Below are 21,657 nucleotides of genomic sequence, written 5' to 3'. Positions count from 1 at the left end.
TTTCAAGCAAAACACGCACAGTCATGCGGACGGGTGCCGTTATACTCTGACGACTGTCTTGGAGGAGACATTGCGTATTTTTGTGTGCGGCACAACTCGGACAGCCACAACACGATTGCGCAGGGAGAACGGAGAGGGCAGACTGGTCTAAACCCGTCTGCCGGGAGGGAGTAGCATTGAATACGCACCTGTCCGGGGCGGATGCAGTTTCGCGCCCTGAAGATGAAAAACTGTCGGTTGCTGCAAACCTTGCCTATGGTTTTCAGCATGTGCTGACCATGTATGGCGGCATTGTTGCGGTTCCCCTGATTATCGGTCAGGCCGCAGGATTGAGCCCCGGTGAAGTGGGTCTGCTCATCACTGCCTCATTGTTTGCCGGCGGTGTCGCCACTGTGCTGCAAACCATCGGCATTCCCTTTTTCGGATGCCAGCTGCCGCTCGTGCAGGGCGTTTCCTTTGCCGGTGTCGCAACGATGGTGGCCATTGTCACGTCCAGCGGCAGCGGCGAAGCAGGCCTGCAAGTCGTGCTTGGCTCCGTCATGGCGGCGGCCTTTATCGGCTTTTTGATAACGCCGATTTTCTCACGCATAACGCGCTTCTTTCCACCGCTCGTGACCGGCATCGTCATCACAACCATCGGCCTGACGCTGATGCCCGTTGCGGCCCGCTGGGCGATGGGCGGCAACAGCAATGCGCCCGATTTCGGCAGCATGTCCAATATCGGTCTGGCCGGGCTTACACTGGCGCTCGTGCTTATCCTGAGCAAGATCGGCAGCGCCACCATTTCCCGCCTGTCCATCCTGCTCGCCATGGTGTGCGGCACGCTGATCGCCTGGGCGCTCGGCATGACGGATTTTTCGCGCGTCAGCGAAGGCCCGATCATGGCTTTTCCGGAAATCTTTCATTTCGGCATGCCCGTCTTCAGCATCGCTGCGACCATTTCCATGTTCATCGTCATTCTGGTGACCCTTGTGGAAACCTCGGCGGATATTCTGGCCGTGGGCGAAATCATCGGCACCAAGGTCGATTCCCGCAGGCTCGGCAACGGGTTGCGCGCCGATATGGCGTCGAGCATTTTTGCCCCAATCGTCGGCTCGTTCACGCAGAGCGCCTTTGCGCAGAATGTCGGACTTGTGGCGGTGACGGGCGTTAAAAGCCGCTTTGTCGTCGCGACCGGCGGTCTCATTCTTGTCACGCTCGGCCTGCTGCCGGTGATGGGGCGCGTGATTGCCTGTGTTCCGCCAGCGGTTCTGGGCGGTGCGGGCATCGTACTTTTCGGCACGGTCGCGGCCAGCGGCATCCGCACGCTGTCGAGGGTCGATTATCAGAACAACGTCAATCTGATCATCGTCGCCACCTCCATCGGTTTCGGCATGATCCCGATCGCTGCACCGCAGTTCTACCATCAGTTTCCCGACTGGTTTGAAACCATCTTCCATTCGGGCATCAGCTCGGCTGCGCTGATGGCCATCGTGCTGAACCTCCTGTTCAATGAGTTCAAGACCGGTAATTCCGATCAAATGTCGGTGTTTTCGGAAGGTACCGAGCGCATCATCCGTCATCACCACATCGCCGAACTGCACGACGGCGACTATTTCCTCGGCGGAAAGCTCTACGACGTGCAGGGCAACGAGGTGAAAATCGTGCCCGCACCGGCGCACTGAAAATCGGAACTATCGCAGGACGCGAATGACCGTTCGGTCCGATAGATGCGGCAAGAGGCGCGCCATGTCGGCGCGCTTCAATGCGATACAGCCCTCGGTCGGCGTATAGCCCGGCCTCGCCAGGTGGAAGAAAATGGCGCTGCCGCAGCCGCGGCGACGCGGCAGGATGTTCCAGTCCATCACGATGCAAACATCGTAAAGCTCGTCCTTGCGCCACATATCCTCGTGACTGGCCTTGTAAGGCAGCGGCACCGGCCGGTTATAGTTGCGGTCGCCCGGCGCATCGCACCAGCCATCCAGACGGCGGATCTGGCGCAGAGGCAGCCGCGACGAGGGCAGGTTGCCCTTGTCACCGCGACGATATCCATAAAGCAGACGCATGGCGGCCAGAGGCGTTGCACCATCGCCCTCGCGCTTGAAAGCGCTGATGCCCCCCTTGCCAAGCGCACATTCCAGCACCAGATTGCCAGCAGTAAGCAGCCCGCGCGTTTTGTGGCCCGGCTTGGCCCGAACATTGATGATGCCGACCCCACGGCCTCCTTGGTATCTGGTCACGCTGCCGTCTCCATTTTCAGTTTTCGGGCAAAATATGTTTACACTTCGCCCCTGAGGCGCGCGAAAGCCTGATTCGCGTTTCGCCGCTTCAACTTCTGGCCATTAAGTGTCATAAAACACGAAGAGCCATATTTAAATCAAAGAGTAACGAGGACAGGCATGACAGGCCGTACAATTCTGATTGTGGATGACGACGAAGATCTCCGCTCCATCCTCGTCGAGCAGCTTGAGCTGTGTGAAGAATTCCAGATCCTGCAGGAAGACAATGCCACCAAGGGCATTCAGACTGCCCGCAATGGCATCGTCGATCTTCTGATCATGGATGTGGGTCTGCCGGACATGGATGGCCGCGAGGCTGTCAAGCTTCTGCGCAAAGGCGGCTTCAAGTCCCCGATCATCATGCTGACCGGACATGACACCGAATCGGACACGATCCTCGGCCTCGAATCCGGCGCGAACGACTATGTCACCAAGCCGTTCAAATTTGCCGTTTTGCTTGCCCGCATCCGCGCGCAATTGCGCCAGCATGAACAGAGTGAAGACGCGACCTTCACGGTCGGCGCCTATACGTTCAAGCCGGGACAGAAGCTGCTGATCGACGAGAAGGGTGCAAAGATTCGCCTGACCGAGAAGGAAGCGGCGATCATCAAATATCTCTACCGTGCTGGCGACAAGGTCATCGGTCGCGATGTGCTACTGGAGGAAGTCTGGGGCTATAACTCAGGCGTGACGACCCATACGCTTGAAACCCATGTCTATCGTCTGCGTCAGAAAATCGAGAAGGACCCGTCCAACGCGACGCTTCTCGTCACAGAAAGCGGGGGATACAAGCTTGTCCCGTGATGGACAGCGCCCGATGCAGGTGTATTGACACTCTATGGCGCTAGACGACGATATTCGCATTCTGGGCACGGTGGGCCTGTTCGAGTCATTCACTCCGGAACAGTTGCGCCTCCTTGCCTTCGGCGCCGAGCGGCTTGTGCTGCGCGCGGGACGCGAGCTTTTCCGTGAAGGCCAGAGCGCGGACTGTGCCTATATCGTCGTTTCCGGCAACATTACCCTGTTTCACGACGCTGATGAGGGGCGGATATCGATCCGCCCCGTTGGCCCCGGTGCGATGCTTGGTGAGATGGCTCTCATCGCCCAGACATCACGCCTGACCGGCGCGGTTGCCGAAGCGGAAACCGAAGTGATCCGCATCAGCCGCTCCATCTTCCGGCGCATTCTGGAAGAATACCCGGAAGTGGCAGCCTCGCTGCATGGCCATATCAGCCGCAATCTGCTGGAACTGATCGGCGAGATCGAAAAAGTCGCGCCCCGCCTGACGAATGGCGACTGACTTCGAGAGCGCGGACGGAAATGTCCGAAACTGTTTCGGATAAGATGCGCGTGAGAAGCAGCGGTTGAACCGGCTAAAGCGATCCAACTTTCACTGAACCAACTCCATCTGTGAGTTCGGTAGAGCTTGTCCACTCGAATTAAAACGCTCCATCAGTCCCTCGGACTGAACCGCGACAATCTACCGAAGTTTCACGGCGAGCGGAATTCTTGCTCTGAAAACGAAAGCGCCGATTTGATACAATCAAACCGGCGCTTCTTTTGTGCTTAGGGTATGTTTTGCCTATCCAAAATGAATGGGAAGCCGTCTCGTCCGATTTTCCCTGCAAGTCCATCGGATTTACCGGAAATGCTCTCGACCAGTCTTTGCTTCAAGGTCTCGCAACAGACGAATGTCTGTCAACATCGCTCAGTCCATCCAATGCATTACGGCCTGATGTCACTCCTTAACCGATAGCAAAAGCGGGAAACCACAAGCCCAGCGCCAGCATCGAGATAGAGCGACAAGAAGAGCCCGTTGGGCTCTTCTTGATATGCTTATCCTACCAGTTCACCTTGAAACCTACGTTTCCTTTAACGGCATAGCTGTCCGCAAAGTGGTTGAGCGAAGTGTTCACGGTGCCTTCGCCATAGACGGAGTATTTGTTGTCCGCCCAGGCATAGGTACCGCCGAAACCAACGCCAGCCCATGTACGGTCCTGGTCGACTTTCATCCGGGTACCGCCATAGTTGATGCTCGTTCCACCGAGGAACTCCTGATAGAGGTTGGCGATGCCATACACATTGGCATTGACCATGCGGCTATCCGCTCCCTGCCAGCTATTGGCGTAGTTGGCGGCAAGCCCGAGACGACCGTTGAGGCTGTTGCCGTCACGATTGCTGACAGTCGCGCCGTAGCTATCCGAGAACGTATCGAAATCGACCGATGAGAACATCAGCTGAGCCTGCGGCGTCAGCGACCAATTTTCATCGATATCGAAACGCTTTCCAGATTCCACGCTGAACGCATAACCGAAACCATTATTGTCGTTCGTCAGCCCGTTGTTGCCGCCGCCAAAGCGAAGGTCGGTTTTGTACCAGTTGGCCTGCGCCTGTCCATCGACATAGAAACCGTCATTGCCATACCAGGTAATGGTTGCACCGAGACCCCAGCCTTGGGTGTTCAGCTCGCCACCACCGTTAACATCGTCGAAATTGCTCGACGTTCTGGCACGACCATTGCCGTATTGACCGGTAATGCCTGCGATCAACCGGCCGCTCTCATCCTCGTAGAACTGCCCATCGACACCAGCCTGCATGATGACAGTATTGATATCCTGCTGCACATGCCCGGCGGTCGTATTCGGCTCCAGACGGTTATGCGCTCCTTCGATACGTGCCCAAATGGCGCGATCATCCGTCTCGCCAGCCTCCGAGGAGCCGCGAAGTGATCCTGACTTGTTAAGGTAACGATCCCCGCGGCGCTGTTGCAATGTCGGCAGTTGGTTCAGTGCCTGCATACTTGCAGCATAGGACGTATATACCGGAGCGGCAGGACTAAAGCGGGATGGTCCACTTGGATTAGTAGGATTCTCAGGGCAGCCATTCGGATCATCACAATCCGGCGGATTGGGGCCATCTGGATTGCTTCTGGTGTACTGACTGACCAAGTACCAATCCTTGGTATTCGATCCGCTCGCATCGCCCTTTTGCAAGGTGTAGGCATAGGCCGACGAGGTCAGAATGGCCTGCTGCCCATCCTTGGTCGTGTAATCACCTTGAAGATTGAATGTGCCGCCCGAGTTCCCAGCGATATCGATCAGTTCGATGCCATTTACCGTCGCGGCACCGAGGCCGCCTCGGTTCTTGACGACAACCGATGTGGTTCCAGATGTATTGCCACCGACCCTCATCAAATCCGTGGTGGAATTATCCGCTCCCAGCACAGTGCTCATGACGAGTCGACCGCCACCAACATAGTCACCAGCAATGGTGAGCGTAGTGCCACCCATACCGCCGAAATCAACTGTACCAACATTCTCCAGCGACCGAACGCCGGTGGCAAAACCGCCGAAATCGAGCGTGGCGCCATTGGCCACAGTATAGGCTGACGTATTGCTGAAGGCATCTTTCGCGCCTTGCACCAGAGAGCCGCCATTGACAGCAGTGACACCGGAATAACTAGTTCTTCCAAATAGGGTGAGCTTACCGTTTTCGTTTTTTACAATTCCACCTGTTCCAGAAATTGCACCGGAAAACTGATCATTAAAATCCTGATTGAGAGTCAATGTTCCAGAGCCGAGAGATATATTACCGTCACCGTCCTTGTCGCCGATCAGACCACCGACGGTTTCACTGAAATCGGCTAGATCGAGCGTAGCCCCAGCATCGATTTTCACCCGCCCAGAGCCGAATGCCGTGACCGCAACACCAGCTTTCGCCGTTCCGTTCTCGACGGTCAGGCCATCGGAAAAACTATTGCTTGCACTAAACGTCGTGATTCCGGTGCCACGCTGAATAACTTCCCCTACGCCCGAAATTGAATGATCGAAATTGATGGGACCGGAGTGATTGAAAACCAAAACGCTGTCGTCAAAATGATTTCCAGCGAGAATGATATCGGTGTTGACTAGCCCTTGTGTGCCCCCATCGCCCAGTTGGAGCGTGCCCCCCGATACAGTGGTAGTGCCGCGATAGTCAGCATTTTTGGTCAGGATCAACGTACCGTTACCAGTCTTGTTCAACCCATCCGTTCCGTGCAAAACGGTATCGACTGTCGCCGTCATTGAGGATTTACTGGCCTCGCTAATATCACCGACCTGAATGATGGGCGCTTGGCCCCCGGCCTGAACCAAAGTCAAAGGATCACCGTTGATTACGTAACCATTTGTTTGAAATACCAGTCCAGACGCGTTTACGGGACCCTGAACCGCGACTGTACCCGCAGCCCCTTCAAAAATGGCAAGCGCGTCGTCATCCCAGATACCGTTCTGCGCGCCATTATCGCTTGTCCAATTGGTGTTTGTCGCATTCCAAGTTCCGTTACCACCAGCAACGCCGTTGCCGCCGGTCGTATTTGAACCATCCCAGTAGTGATACGCAACGCCGTTGGTATGGACAAGATTGACCGCACCAGAACCGATTTGAAGCGACCAGTCGTTCTGATTCGCAACATTTTGGATCGTACCCAACTGGAATCCGTTATCGGTTGAGGTGCCACTATAATGGAACACTTGATAGACACCCGCTGTTGACTGATTGGTTTCCACCTCAAGCGTTCCGTCGAGGATCAAATCACCGTTAACCTCGAACATCGGAGGATTCGTCGGCGTCGCCCCAATTGTGATATGAACGGTGCTATCAGCATCCAGCACCAAACCATTGCCAAATGTCATCGTCTTTCCTGCGGTCCCCACCAGCGTTCCACCACCTGCAATTTCGGTGCGCCCAACAGAACCTTCACCACCCAATGCGCCGCCGTTATCAACATTGACCCCGCCGCCGAATTGACTGTTGACCTCCATCGTTCCGGCCTTAACATTGGCTGTACCGAAAAATTGCGTTGTGTCGGCACTACTGTCAAATGTGAGGCGACCGTTACCTATTTTATCGAAACTGGATATGCTGGCTCCGTCTACCGGACCCGTTAACGTCAGGTCATGATCGGTATCAAATATACCGCTCGTCAGAACATTAACGGCATGATCAATCGAGATATTAGACCCAATCGAGAGCGTGCCGCTATCGAATATCAGGCCGCCAGCTCCGAGGACTTTATCGGAGTCAATCCTGAGCGTACCATCGGCTAGTTTCGTACCGCCCGAATAGGTGCTGTCCTCATTGGAGAACTTGACAGTACCAGGGCCATCAACAACGACTTGGCCATCACCCGTGGTCTTGTTGTCGAAATCATAAGGCGTAGCAGCATTGTCCCCACGGCTGATGATCAACTGTGCATTCTGACTGACATTAATGGTTCCCTCCACACTTCCCTTTGTCCCCCTATTGCCAAGCAGTATTGCACCTCCCAAAATGGTCGTGCCGCCCATATAATTGCTATCACCGGTCAGAATCAAAGCGCCGGAACCCATCTTGGTTAAACCACCGACACCGGTTATGGCTTTCGCAATGCTAAGCGAACCGAGTTGATCGGCAATATCGAAAGTACCGCCATGGGGGTTCAGGGTGACCGTTTGCAATGATTGCATCGATGATGGCGTCCATCCGACCAACCGTAGTGTTCCGCCGTCGAAACTCAAATTGCGATTGCCAAGGGCGTCCACCGTATTCGTCGAAATCACCCCCCCGTTCAATTCAATGCCCAGGTTCACCACATTATTGTTATTCGTGAGTTCCAGTGTACCGTCCCCCTCCTTGCGGAGTCCGAATTCACCGGAAAGCAACCCGTTGAATGTTTGTGTTACGCCGCCGGAAAGATCATAGATCAAAAATCTGTCCACTGTGGAAGAACCACTCGCTGCGATGATCGTGTTATCACCCAGAGAGCCTTGATCGTCTATTTTCAGCGAACCATCGAGAATATCCCAACGGTTATCGTAACGGGTTTCGAGTGTCCACGTGCTCGTGCCTGCCTTCTGAAACTTACCAAACCCCTGATAATCTGAGGTGTGGTCTATGGTTGCCGACAGCGTTTTACCGAATGTAGCATCGTCGTCCCCGCCGAGTATGAAAACATTTCCGCCAATATTGGCTTCAGCGACAACTTTCCCAACAATATTTGAGCCATTATGGATTTCCAGCGTGTTGGCGTGAGTCGGTCCCTGAGCAGCAAGGAAATGTATGGCAAGTCCTTCATTCCCCCCAGCAAAATTTGAGCTTCCCGAAGCACCGCCCTGACCAGCCTGGATAGTTCCACTGTTGATAATAGTAAGGCCACCTCCATTAATACCATCGCCGCCATCGCCCCCACCACCACTTCCCCCGACACCTCCCTGGCCAGCCTGAATGTTGCCGCTGTTGTTTACGGTGAACTCATTCCCATAAACGCCACCGCCGCCCTTACCTCCTCTTCCGTTGCTTGAATCACTTGCCAGCGTGGTACCACCGTTACCACCATCCCCACCGGCTATTTGGCCGACATTGGTGATTACCGCGCCTACAGTTACCTCGACACCTCCACCCCCATTTCCACCGATGCTCTGCTCTCGAGTTTTTGAACCCTCTGTTGCAGCATTACCGCCGTTTCCACCTCTCCCCCCTTGGATAACGCCGTTAGCGTTGTTCGTGACCCTAGCCGCAACGGGAAGTGAAGGGAGAACCACTCCTGCGCCGCCATTGCCGCCGGTCGCTTCATGCAAGAGAGTTGAAGTTGTCTGTTGATGATGCCACTGATCGCCAACACCGCCATTTCCGCCCGCGCCGCCAATGATCGTACCGTCATTATCCACACGCAGAACGCCGAAAATCCCTTCCCCCCCACGGGCGCCGCCAGCACCATTACCTAGGTCCTGGTTGGGTCTTCCTATCACATTGACCCCGGTCTGCGTATCGCCGCCATCACCACCAGCCCCGCCTTGTATAGCAGCCCCTGTTTGATTTTCGACGGAAGTTCCTGTCGGGTCCGAACTATAAACCCCCGCGCCGCCATTACCCCCATCGGCTATACGGGTAGAATTACCAGCCAACGCAGCATCAAGTTGAGTTTCCCCGCCTTTTCCGCCTGCTGCACCGCTTATGATCTTGCCATTTATCAGTGATATATTTTTGGCCGTCATCCAGACACCAACGCCGCCGCCACCGCCCTGCCCCCCGGAGCCATTTAAAACCCCAGCGACAACAGTCGCTATCGCGCGTCCGCCATCGCCGCCGTTGCCGCCAGCACCGCCGCTGATCGTTGCCATGTTGGTAATTGTTCCACCAACTTTTACAACCAAACCATAACCGCCCGCACCACCGCCGCCGCCTGCTGCACCGCTGGAATATGTTTTTTGGGCATCATCGCCGGGGGCACCGTCATCCCCCTTCGTCCCAAGCTGATCCCCCGTGATACTCTCACCGGCCGGGGCAATCGTCGTTATAACAAGCCCGTGAGCGCCACCATCTCCGCCTTTGCCACCGAACTCATGACCTTGGCCTTCGCTTCCGTTGCCGCCAGCCCCCCCTCCGGCACCACCTCCCCCACCGCCCAACGCATCGGGATTCACATGTAATGGATGAGTTCCGGAGTGTTCGGGCTCACCGCCCAGTGATGCCGAATCTTGTTCGTAGGCATTATAGCCCCCAGCACCACCAACTGTCTGCGCAAGTGTCGGCGCTACCGGAAATGAAATGTACATGGTGAGCACCACGCCCGCACTCAGGAAATTTTTATACCTTCTCAGTACTCCACGCCACACATCGTTATTAATTGATATTTTATAAAATAAATACCTCATTTAACACCTTCTGATTTTAAATTAAGATTGATACTTGTTTAAATATATAAATAATCCATGAAAGTCACTTAATAATTTTTAATTATATATTAATAATATAGAATATAATAATAATTAATATTGTATACTTATAGTTACATTAAAATACAATCGATGCTAAGTCAATTTAGAACAAATTTAGTGTGTAAATGAAAATTTATTAATTAATAAAATATATGTATATTTAACTTAGTTATTAATACGACTTATATCCCCGGCTTTCATTATTCCAATAAGAGGAAGGTCAAGCTTTACCCATATCGCAGCTGAATCGGGAAAGCCGCCCACGCAACCGGTAAAACCACCAATTATCATACCGAACCTGACAGTTGTTGCTTACTTCGGAAAAAGGCACCTTTTGTGAGCAATAGCAAACAAGAGGACTTCCCTATGAGTAATTATATAACAATTATCAATTTTCCGAACTTATTCACGCCAGACCGCTCGGATAACCCTTCTGCAGACAAAGCATTGCAAGTGAAATTCAGGGTAGACGGTGATACTGGGCCCGTTTCAAAAGCAAAGTGTAGATTCACATCTAACCAAACCAGCATACAGGTTTTTGACGCCAATAAAAAGAGAGTAGACACGATTCACTCAGGAAGTGCTACTTTTGAACTCACGTCGGCACAGGACGGAATCGTGACTTTTTACATCTGGTCGCACGACAAGATAATATTGAAACCGTCTCTTACCGTTGAAGGATCCACTTTCTTCACTCCACCACAGGGTATGCCCAACTACGTCACATTCACCGATGATACTGACGAAGATGATGAATTCAGCCCTATCGAATATCCTAGCGATGACGACGGAAATCTTTCTTTCGGTGATAACTCAGACCATATTACCCTCCACATACCCGACGACTTGCGTCTCAACATGATGGGCAAGGAAGGTGCATTGGTAACCCTGTTGGTGAACGGCGGTAACGCTCAAACACAGCAGCCTGAGAAAGCTTATACCACTGGTTTCAGGGTTCCGATTGACTGGTTAAACACGGTAGCAGGCGAAGAAAACTTCTTTGCTCTTACAATGTTTGCGGGCAATACCGCTTCTGCTTTAGTGCCTACCCGTGCCGTCATGGGCACTCCAGATGACAATACGCCCGGAGTGGGTATCCATCGCTGGATGGAAAGAGCGCAATTGCCGTGGGACGGAACTATTATAAACAATGCAAGAGACGATTTGGTTATTACTATTCCTGCGCCCCAGGACGCTTATGCTATTCCTTTGTGGAAAGACGGCAATTACGTTGAATTGTACCTCTATCTAAATGGCTTTGACGGCTTCTACCATGATCCGAAATCAGATAAGATTTCAATTAAAGGTCGGGTGCTGGTGGCTGGTCAATTAGGAGATCCGTATAAGATCACAGTCCCAAAGACGAACATCCAGGGTTATGGTATGGATGATCATGGTCATGCTGGGACATTCGCTATTGATTACATGTTGAGAGACCCAAATGGTAAAGGGTTGGCTCAGCCCAGAGAAATTAATATTGGTGACTTGAATACAGTCGGTCCAGCAGCAAGCTAATTGACTTCAAAGCCTCCCGGTTGCTTCGAACCCAGGTGGCTTAGAAAAAATTTTCTTACAGGGAAATCAGTTCGGTGAACTGGTTTCCCACCCCGCAGTGGCCATTTCGACAGCCAGAACAAAGCCATGCGGATGAATATTCGGGCCGCAATCTAACTCGGAAATAGCTGTGGCGTGAAAGCGGATGTTATCGGGACCAAGAGAGATTTTCTCTAACGGTTCCATTTCAGTTTAAAACACCGACGCCTCTCCCCTATTTGGATCCACCCGGATTTGTTCGAACCGCCCGTTCACGCCGTTCCGAAACGCGTGAGGCCCAGAATTACAATACGGTTTGCAGCGCCAGATCGCAGCATGCAGCTGTCAATTGTGCAAGTACACGCTGCCAGTTGAAAAAGCCACTATGCGCTCTGGAGCCCTTGAGTTGCCAGTTCCGATGGAGCTGGCAACATTTTCCCGTTGAAACAAATAGGAGAGCAGAATGAAAAAGTTCATTCTCACTCAGAAAAATAATACGCTGCTTTTTAAGCCTTCGGTCGCAGATTCCGATCTTGTGCTTCCCAATAATGAATTCGTCGAGCTGGCCGTCATTTACAAGGACAGCCGACAGAAGCCGTTAACCAATCGCAAACTCGTGTGGCGCGTTATCGAGGGCGATGCCGTTCTGGAGCAGTCGACCACGGTGACCGACAGCAAGGGTCAGGGCGCCAATCGTATTAAAGCATCGCCTGACGATGCAAGCGCCAGCACCTTGGTCCGCATCGCCGTCTCACCGCAAGACGAACCGGATGCTTCGCTTGAGCTCGAATTTACTGTATCCAAAGCTGCCAAACACAAGGGTTCAGCAGATAATTTCGACGGCAATGATCACGTTTCAGCGACAGCCCTATATCCGGAAGAATCGGACTCCTCCGTCATTTCAACGTTGGAAACCGCCTTTATCACCTTAACTGTGCCGGACAAAAGTCAGTCGTTTTACGATACCAATTTGACTATAGGGGTCGCCGCTAAAGCCCAGTGGACTGGCAACATAGGCACCGCAAAGATAAACTGGGATGTGACCGTAGCGAGCGGCCAGTCAGCTGCCGGTTTGGTTTATGACAAGTCGACGTTATTAAGTAATGGGGCAGGAAAACTCGTATTCCGGTATGATACATCGAATGGGTTTCCTACGGACGATATCGTTTTGACCATAACGGGAACCTTTGATGAGGCCGACCCTTATACCGGTAGCCAAACGGCGGTGGTCACATTCAACGGGAAAACTCAAAAAATTGCGTTAACGCTGGTAGAACCAAGCATGAACGTAATTATCTACATGATTAAAAATAATATCACGGTGCGACTAACCAATCAATTTGGCAGCTTGATGAAGAATTATGACGTCAAATGGGGCATTTCGCCATTAGACGACCAACTGATAGGATTTGACGATAAGACGAATGATAAGGGCGAAGCCACTCTTCAATACAAACCACATACTTGGTTAGGCTTGGATCTTCCAATTACAATACCCCACTCTGATACTTCGGAAAATTACTTCTTCCAGACTCTGACGGCTTATCCGCAAAGAATTGAGTTGCACCCTCCAAAAAGTACAGACATGCTGTACGACACTCAGGTGGGTTTGTCTGCGTGCGTCTATGACGCCGAAGACAGGAAAATATCTTCTGTGGGGTTGCACTGGAGCTATACGAACGGCGTGACCGGGCAAGAAAGCACACAAACGCCAGATCTTCAGAACGACTCCCAGACCTGGCTGGAATATTCTACCAAGAACAGCGGTTTACCAACTTCACCAGTCGCTACGTCGGTGACAGTAAGGGATGATTATGGCCATACTCAATCAGCATCCCTGACGTTCACTGGCAAAACTGCTCAAGCTCGGCTGAAAATCACTTCGCCAGCCGACGAGACCCCACATGTCGTTAACCAATCGACCACCGTACGCGTTAAACTCGTCCACAACGATCATAATGATGAGTATCCGCTGAAACGCTTTCCTATCACTTGGGGGCAGCCGAGCAATGGAGGCGTGTTAGGAACCCATAAGTCAGAGACCGACACATACGGTGAAGCTACGGCGGAAATTACGGGAACAAGAACAGGGACGACCGAAATAATTGTTAGCGCTCCAAACACGGACGCTGGCGATGTTGCCGTCCAGCTGAATTATGTCGAGCAGGGCACATTGCCTAGCGACATCACGATAGATCCAATAGAAAGTGATGCTCTTTTATACGACACCCCGGTGGCTATAAAGGCGACCGTTTTGGACGAGACCGGTAGTGGCGTCCCTGGAATAACCGTAAAGTGGGTATTTGACGGAAACCCACCGAACATCTCCTGCGACCCATCAACTAGCGGCTCTGACGGCCACGTCGAAGGCTCGTTTGTATATCGTACACAATCGGGATATCCTGCGCCATGGGCTTCCATAAAGCTGACAGCGCAAACCACGAGCGGCGTCGCGTCAAAGCCTATGCAGCTGACTTTTACTGGTCCTGCAAAAGACAACGCGCTGGATTTAATCACTCCCGAACCAACTGAGACCTACCCCCTGGGTCAGACCGTCCAAGTCACCGTGGATTTGTCGCAGAACCACCGATACCCGCTAACAAATTATCCCATTGAGTGGCCCGCTTCGGGGCCTGGCTTCACTATCAAAAACCCCAGCGCGACCACCGATGTCAATGGTATCGCAAAGGCCAGTCTCGTTGCCACTGTCGGTGGACCGATTGACTTCACGGTTTGGGCACAAGAGGCGAATATCTCTTGCCCAGTCCACGTGAATTTCGGGCAGGAAACACAAACCAAACATATCAAGATAGAGAAAGTGGACCCTTCCACCATCCTGTACGACACCGACGTTCCAATCAAGGCGATTGTGACAGACGAGGATGGCAATTTTCTGGGTAACGAAACGGTAGACTGGGAGTTCGAGGGAACGCCGCCCGTGGCGCACACCAAGAGCTCGACCACGAGTTCCGAGGGTATCGCCAAAGCTTTATTCTCGCTCTGCACCGAGGCAGGCTATCCTGGCGACGGAGTCACCACAACAGTCATAGCTCGTCTCCGAGATGGCTCCACAGCGTCCGATCCTGTGACACTGACCTTTACCGGCCCATCCCCAGATAATAGCATGGATCTGATTTCGCCCCTAGTGGACAGCACGTGGACCGTTGGCGTACCACTGGATATTGTCATAAAATTGAGTCACAACAACGAATACCCATTGAAAAATTACGAAATCACATGGAATATTTTTGAAAATGTATTCGATATACAACGGCTTGACAAATGCACAGACGAGGATGGCTTAGCCACTGCCACCATCGCGTCAAAGCATCCGGGATATCCTGGATTTACCATTTATTCTACACCCGCTGGGAAAGACGTATACTTTAATTTGGACTTCCTAGAACCAGATCAATCGCCCAAGTATATAGAGATTGACGATGTGGATTCGTCCACGATCCTGTACGACACTGACGTACCGATTAAGGCAGTTGTGACGAACACCCAAGGCGGCGGTGTGCCCGGCGTGACGGTTGAGTGGGATTTCAAAGGAACGCCGTCGGTTGCTCACACATGGACATCATCCACGAATTCCGACGGCGTAGCCGAGGCCAACTTCTCGTTTAGCACTGGTTCAGGTTTCCCCGTTGATTGGGTCTCGACAATAGCGACCGCATACATTCAGGAAGGCCTTATTCCGTCCACACCTGCGAGACTGACCTTCACAGGCCCTGCTACAAACAATCACTTGGATTTAGTTTCGCCAACGGACCACAGCAAATGGGATATCGATAAAAAGTTCGATATCGTGGTCAAATTGACCAGCGATGCAGGCTATCCGCTGGAAAATTACGAAATCGACTGGGGTACTTTGGACGCAAGTGTAAACATTTTAGGAAACAAGCCAACGACCGACGGGTCTGGTGAAGCCAGGTTGACCGTTCAAGGGACGATGGAAAAAACGGTCCACTTCGAGCCCACGGCTCTCAAAGCAGGTAACGCCGCCCACTGCTCCTTTGACCTGCAATTCGTGCAGCAGGAAGCACAAATCGGCAATATCAAGATAGACGACGTAGACCCTCTCACGATCCTGTATGACACCGACGTGCCGATTCAGGCGATGGTTACTGACCACAACGGTGTCGGGCTACCAGAGATAAGTGTATTTTGGGATTTCAGTGTGGATGGCTATATCATTCAACAGAAAACCAGTAACACGAATTCTGATGGTGTCGCTGCGACCACGTTCCGATACTCCACCACCAACGGCTTGCCTGAAAAGCCGATTGTCGTGTCCGCCAAGGCGACCGCCACCTTCGCGGATGGTTCGACCAAGTCAGACGTAAAGGACGGTCTCGGGTTTGCCGGTCCCGGCAATGAGAATAATGTCGCACTGCTTATGCCGGGTAATGACACGACATGGAATGTCGGCCAATCGGTTCATCTTGTGATGAAACTTTCGTGCAAAGATTATCCGCTGAAAAAATATCCTTTCGAATGGAATTTTCCAGATAGCTTTACAGTCGGAACTCACGATACAGAAACCGGGTCGAACGGAAACGTTCAAGCAATTATATCTGGAACGGAAGAGGGTTTAGTTACATTATATCCTGGTTCAGACGAAGCAAATGCCCACTTGCCGGTCTATTTAACCTTCGTCAAGGACAGCAAGCTGCCCTCGAACGTCAAGATTAGCGATGTGGATCCTTCGTCGATCCTGTATGACACCGACGTGCCAATCCGAGCGGTTGTGACGAACGCTGAAGGCCATGGTGTGCCCGACGTGACGGTGGAATGGGATTTCGAGGGAAAGCCTTCTGTTACATCCCCGCAGCCGTCAACCACGAATTCCGACGGAATCGCCTCTGCCAAATTCTCGTTGAGCACGCAGTTCGGGTATCCTGAGGAATGGGTCTCTACAACGGTGACCGCAAAGATTCTGAACGGCTCCGTTCTATCCGAGGCAGTGACCCTGACGTTCACCGGCCCCGCCACAAACAATCATCTGGCTCTGATTTCACCGGCGGACCAAAGCACACATGCCGTTGGCGAAGAATTCGATATCGTGGTGGAATTGACACATAACGATGAATACCCATTGGAAAATTACACAATTGACTGGGGTGAGTGGGACCCCAGCCTCACGGTTACAGGCATCAAGCCAATAACAACGACCGACAGTGAGGGTAAAGCCAGCGCGACTATTAAGGGGAATGTGGAGAAAACAGTCATTTTCGACCCCAAGGCCCCCAAAGCAGGCAAGACTGCCGAGCGCCCCTTTAAGCTGCAATTCGTCAAACAAAACAACCAACCCGCATTCATAACCATAAGCGAACCGGATCCTTCAACGATCCTTTATGACACCGACGTTACGATCCGAGCAAAGGTCCAAGACGCAGACCACAATCTGCTGCCCAGTGCGGAAATATACTGGGATTTTGTCGGGACACCGGCGGTTGCCCATAAAGACTCGTCATTCTCCGACCCAAATGGTGTTGCCGAAATGACGTTCTCGCTCGGAACGGGTTCTGGCTATCCCGGAGATGGAGTCACCACAACGGTAACGGCAAGGACGGAAGACCATTCTGTTCATTCTGATTCTGTTACTCTAACCTTCGCGGGCCCCTCCCCTTATAATAATTTGGATCTGATAGCACCCACGCATCTTGACGGATGGCCCATCGAGCAGGATATCCCAATTGTCGTAAAGCTTACTCATAATCACGAATACCCATTGCAAAACTACCCGATCGACTGGGGTAGTTGGGACAGCAATATCTATTGCGTTGAAAAGGAAACTGCCACTGATGAAAACGGTGAAGCCAAGGCGACTATCAAAGGGAAGAGTGCAGGAACGGCGCACTTCCTTGTGAAGGCAAACCACACGGATGCCAAAAGGGAATTCGATTTGACATTCGCAGGAGGGGGCGAGGGCGAGGACTATACGTTAGTGCTCAGCAGCCACTATGCGCACAATCCGCGACCTAAGCCCGACAATCCGTACGTCAATCAGGAGGTCGATCCGCACGACGATAGTCAGCTCATAACGTGCACCTTCCGATATATGTCTGGCGGCAAACCGCAAGGTGGCAAGGAAGTGATTTGGTCCGTATCGCCCAATGTTGACGGGTTGAGATACTTTTACGCTGACAGGACGCCCGTACCAGATAAAGGAAACGAAATATCCATGCACACCGATCCCGAAGGGATTTGTGTTCTCAGGATTGGCTGTGTCGACCGTTTCAAGGGTAACGTTAAGGTCCGTATGGGATCCGAAAAGCTAGCGTCCAGCCTCATAGATACTTTCGTTATCGCAACATTCGATTCGGGAGAAATGCATGACGATTCGGTCGATTTTGATAACCCAATTCACATTCCTGAAAGGCCGTCGAGCATTGATCCGGGCTTCCGGCTCTCTATGCCTCGGGTATCTTACAATCCAGCCGTTCACCCTGATGTCGTATTTTGGATTGCGAGCAGCGAGGACGGAAAAAATCGGGTGGAAACCATCAAAATTGTATCCAACGATCAGGCATTAGATGGCGTAATATTCCCTTATACCACGATCTGCCTCGACCAGGGCAACACCGGAAAAAACACTTTCAATTACATGGTAATTGACAACATTGGTTCAAATTATCTGGGGCATACAAACAGCCCCCGCGTACTGGGATATAAGTTGGAGAATAAACCAGACCCGAATACAGATAGAAAACTAAATAAGCCAAGGCTTCCTCATGATACGACTATAATTAATTTGAGCAATGCGTCAGATGGAATAGAGGTTACAATTCCCGCATCTTCTTATTTCAAGGAAGGTGAATCATTATACCTTTATTTGTACCTTAACGGATTCAACACCAATAATGAATCGATCGGAAGAACCGTACTAATTGAATACACAATCGAAACACCAGAATCAGACTCCATTATATACATCGAACCTGAATATATAGTTGGGTATGATAAAGGAACATTCCAAGCTGACTATACAGTAAGCAATGAGTGGTCAAAGGTACTTGATGGAGTCACTTTGAACACCCTGAATTTGGAATAAAGGATCACATAATAGAACTGAATATTCTCTCTCGGTATTCAAAAAGATTCTCATAAAATGAGGATATTTTGAGATAACCAGCAAGACTTATATTAATAACCAATGCCAACTGATGTGCTCAATCGCAACTTATCGCGCTTGAGCACATCGCCTTCGGGGGGAAGGGGAGGGGCGACCAAAGCAGCATGAAGATAATGCGCGACACCTGAACGCTCGTATGTTGAAGCTTTCAGAAGTCGAGAGCCAATCTTCGAGAATGTGCATTCCTGATGAGAGCCTTTAGCGACTCCGCAATTTGATACAGCGGCGCGGGGATGTTTGAGCCAAATACGGATCAAAAGCCCAAATAGCACTAGCCGGCCTTTCTCTCTCCTGCTCCTGCTCAACAGATTTCTATTAGCGAAAAAAAATAAGAATTTTCTAATTTAGAATACATTTCAAACAGCATCCGACATTTAAATTAAAATTGTTAGAAAACCTATTAAAATCTTGTAAAAAAGAGAGTAATATGGTGAAATTGTTTCAGTAAATCTGAATACAATACCCTACTAAATTATACGTATGAGCATAAACAAAACATTCTTATTGGGTGTCTGCAATGAAATGGGAACAAATTTATGAATCCATGCAATCCGCTGATGATGCTGGGCAGCTTCTGGAGCATATAGACAACTATGCCAAACAGCGCGGGTTCGCACATGTGTCCTATATCATGCGCGTTCCACTGCTCAATGGCGTGGTGAAATGGCTCAGCTTCGGCTCTCTGCCGCAAGAGTGGGTAGATCATTACGCTTCAAAAAAATACGCGGAGGAAGATCCGCTTATTCGTAAAGCATTAAACAGCATCGAGCCGCTGGTCTGGTCGGCGAAACTATATGCCGAGGCGCCTCAAATCTGGACGGATGCACAGAGTTTTGGCTTCAAGGTTGGTATTTCGCAGCCTTGCTGGGCCGCGCAGGGCGTATTCGGCATGCTGTCTTTCATCAGAAGCGATCCGCCATTAACTTCCGGCGAAATCGCCACGTTGCGTCGTCAGATGCAGATTTCGGCCAATTTGCTTCATCTGTCCATGTATGAACATCTCGATGTTCCAACCATGAACTGCGTTTCCGAGGTCAATCTGACGGCGCGTGAAAGGGAAATCCTGCACTGGGCCAGCGAGGGCAAAACATCGGAAATCATCGGCGCAATTCTCAATATCTCAACCCGTACCGTGAATTTCCATATCAGCAACGTGCTGACGAAGCTTGTTGCGGTGAATAAAGTTCAGGCGGTCGCGAAAGCCCGCACCTTCGGCCTTCTCTAATCTTATTCTATCCCCTCAGTCTCTTTCGGCGGTTTGGCCCGAAGGACAAATCCAAAATTCCCCCCAAATTTTGAAAGAATCACTGTAGACGAATAGAGCAGGTTAGCCGCCTGCAAATCCTCCGCGCGACCCCCTGGCAATTCGCTGAACCTACAGATCAATCATCCTTTCGATCCCGATAGCATCTAGAAACGCCTGATCGTGGCTGACGACAACTAAGCCGCCTTCATAGTCGTTCAATGCCGCTTCCAGCGCCTCGATGGAATCGAGATCGAGATGATTGGTCGGCTCGTCCAGGATCAGCAGTTCCGGCTTCTGCGTTCCACCCAACACGCAGGCAAGTGCTGCGCGCAGCAACTCACCGCCACTCAGTTCTCCGGCAAGCCGGGACGAAGCTTCGCCCCGAAATGAAAAACGCGCCAGCGCTGCGCGGGCATCATTGTCATTCGCATCCGGATTGAGATGCCGGAAGTTCTCATAAAGCGTGGCTTTGCGGTCCATCAAGCTCATCTGCTGGTCGAACATGGCGGTCGGCACGAAACACTGCACGCGCCCGGCAACCGGCAGCAATTCCCCCGTGACAAGCCGCAGCAGTGATGTCTTGCCCGCGCCATTCGCACCGCGTATTGCAATGCGCTCCGGTCCGACAATCTTCATCGAAAAATCGCGTATGACGGGCGCTTCTGGTCGCGGCCCGCCCGACACGCTGTCCATTTGCAGAAGGACGCGCCCAGAGGGAAGCGCCTCGCGCTCGACGCTGAAACGCATCGGCTTGACAGTTTCGACCAGCGCCTCGGCTTCTCTCAGTTGCGCCTCAGCCTTCTGCATATTGCGATCCGCAAGCGCCTCACCTTTGCCGCCTGTCTTCTGCGCCCTGTCTTCTCGCGCATCGAGCAACAATTTGCTCATGCCTGCATCGGTACGGGAATTGCGCCCACGCGCATCGCTGCGCGCTTGTCGTTCGACTGCATCCTGCGCCTTGCGTTGAACCTGTTTCACATCGCGTTGGGCAAGCTGAAGATTGCGGGCCGCATTGTCCCGTTCTTCCTGCTTCTTGTCGTGGTAAAAATCCCAGTTACCGCCATAAAGATGCAAGCCACCTTGCGAAAGTTCGGCAATGCCATCCATTTTTCGCAACGAGGCGCGATCATGGCTGACGACAATAGCCGCCCCGCGCCACTCTGCCAGCATAGTCATCACGGCCAGACGGCCATCATGATCGAGATTGTTAGTCGGCTCATCCAGAAGAATGATATCAGGCTGATGGAAAAGAAGGGCGGCGAGAGCGGCGCGCGTCCGCTGCCCACCGCTGAGCGTTGCAAGGGGTGTCTGCGGTTCAAGCGCCAGCCCGAAGCGCTGCAAGGCATCGGCAAAGCGCTGTGGCAACAGCCAGTCCGCTTGTTCAAAGTCGTTATCCGACCCCAGCCCGGCTTCAATGCGCGAAAGCATGGTGAACGCTGCGGAAAGGTCGAACAGATCGGCCAGCGTCCGCCCGCCGTCAGTCACAATATTCTGTTGCAGAACACCGAGCCTGCCGTGTCGCGTGACAGCGCCGGAAGTCGGCGCCAAGGCACCGCTCATGATATTGAGAAGCGTGGATTTACCCGCACCATTGCGCCCGACCAGCCCGATACGGCCTTCGGTCACGCTGAAATTGACGGATTCGAAAAGCGTGCGGCCATCAGCCGTGATGCAGGAAACGTCCTGAAGTGTGAGAGGAGCAGTCATTGCGAACCATGGAAACATTGAAAACACTGGTTGGTTGAT

The 21,657-nt window shown here is 52.1% G+C and carries 9 protein-coding genes; 6 read left to right on the top strand and 3 right to left on the bottom strand.

The features are described 5' to 3' along the window. Positions 1-176: 176 nt before the first annotated feature. The gene (locus FIC94_RS19620; RefSeq protein ID WP_121536756.1) at positions 177-1,664 is read left to right on the top strand and encodes a nucleobase:cation symporter-2 family protein; all 1,488 of its coding nucleotides are present in this window, start codon (positions 177-179) and stop codon (positions 1,662-1,664) included. Between the two features lie 9 nt (positions 1,665-1,673). Here FIC94_RS19620 and FIC94_RS19615 read toward each other — a convergent pair whose 3' ends face one another. Then, entirely contained in the window at positions 1,674-2,219 is a 546-nt protein-coding gene (locus tag FIC94_RS19615; protein WP_121536758.1) for a L,D-transpeptidase family protein, read from the bottom strand. A gap of 159 nt (positions 2,220-2,378) precedes the next feature. Here FIC94_RS19615 and optR point away from each other — a divergent pair, with 159 nt between their 5' ends. Both optR and FIC94_RS19605 read left to right on the top strand, forming a co-directional pair. Further along, complete coding sequence (gene optR, locus FIC94_RS19610; protein ID WP_078337540.1) at positions 2,379-3,062, top strand: response regulator OptR; 684 nt, start codon at positions 2,379-2,381, stop codon at positions 3,060-3,062. Positions 3,063-3,096: 34 nt separating this feature from the next. Next, entirely contained in the window at positions 3,097-3,558 is a 462-nt protein-coding gene (locus FIC94_RS19605; protein WP_109369936.1) for a cyclic nucleotide-binding domain-containing protein, read from the top strand. A gap of 541 nt (positions 3,559-4,099) precedes the next feature. On the opposite strand, the gene FIC94_RS22775 is transcribed toward FIC94_RS19605, so the two are convergent. After that, positions 4,100-9,931 (bottom strand): autotransporter outer membrane beta-barrel domain-containing protein, encoded by a 5,832-nt coding sequence (locus FIC94_RS22775; protein ID WP_140026121.1) that lies wholly within the window; start codon positions 9,929-9,931, stop codon positions 4,100-4,102. Between the two features lie 429 nt (positions 9,932-10,360). Between FIC94_RS22775 and FIC94_RS19595 the strand changes: the two genes are divergently transcribed. The 3 genes from FIC94_RS19595 (at position 10,361) to FIC94_RS19585 (ending at position 19,890) form a co-directional block, all read left to right on the top strand. Further along, positions 10,361-11,509 (top strand): hypothetical protein, encoded by a 1,149-nt coding sequence (locus FIC94_RS19595; RefSeq protein ID WP_140026120.1) that lies wholly within the window; start codon positions 10,361-10,363, stop codon positions 11,507-11,509. A 481-nt stretch (positions 11,510-11,990) separates the two neighbouring features. Beyond that, entirely contained in the window at positions 11,991-18,584 is a 6,594-nt protein-coding gene (locus tag FIC94_RS19590; RefSeq protein WP_140026119.1) for an Ig-like domain-containing protein, read from the top strand. Positions 18,585-19,182: 598 nt separating this feature from the next. Continuing rightward, on the top strand, positions 19,183-19,890 hold the full coding sequence (locus tag FIC94_RS19585; protein WP_140026118.1) for a LuxR family transcriptional regulator: 708 nt from the start codon (positions 19,183-19,185) through the stop codon (positions 19,888-19,890). A gap of 150 nt (positions 19,891-20,040) precedes the next feature. Here the strand turns inward: FIC94_RS19585 and FIC94_RS19580 are convergent, their stop codons facing one another. After that, positions 20,041-21,618, bottom strand: coding sequence for an ABC-F family ATP-binding cassette domain-containing protein (locus FIC94_RS19580; RefSeq protein ID WP_140026117.1), 1,578 nt, complete (start codon positions 21,616-21,618; stop codon positions 20,041-20,043). Positions 21,619-21,657: the final 39 nt, after the last annotated feature.

Source organism: Ochrobactrum teleogrylli (genome assembly GCF_006376685.1).
In the GTDB taxonomy this organism is placed as follows: domain Bacteria; phylum Pseudomonadota; class Alphaproteobacteria; order Rhizobiales; family Rhizobiaceae; genus Brucella; species Brucella teleogrylli.
The sequence above is the reverse complement of the archived record's forward strand: the minus strand, read 5'-3'. Positions and strand labels throughout refer to the sequence as shown.